Below are 271 nucleotides of genomic sequence, written 5' to 3'. Positions count from 1 at the left end.
GTAAAGCAATTTCTGTCGAGACGAAAGGAAACGAGTTAAAAGCACCTTGCAGTCACCTTACCGACAGAACAAGCACCGGCTAACTCCGTGCAAGCAGCCGCGGTAATACGGAGGGTGCGAGCGTTAATCGGAATTACTGGGCGTAAAGCGCGTGTAGGTGGCTTGTTAAGCCAGATGTGAAAGCCCCGGGATCTACCTGGGAACTGCATTTGGATATGGGAGGATTGAGATTTGTAGAGGTTGGTAGAATTTCAGGTGTAGCGGTGCAATG

General features: G+C 50.2%; 1 rRNA gene. It reads left to right on the top strand.

The features are described 5' to 3' along the window. Positions 1 to 271 (top strand): 16S ribosomal RNA (locus Q4519_RS21880); the annotation flags it as partial.

This window comes from Motilimonas sp. 1_MG-2023 (genome assembly GCF_030547455.1).
Classification (GTDB): Bacteria; Pseudomonadota; Gammaproteobacteria; order Enterobacterales; family CBDFNC01; genus Motilimonas.
The sequence above is the reverse complement of the archived record's forward strand: the minus strand, read 5'-3'. Positions and strand labels throughout refer to the sequence as shown.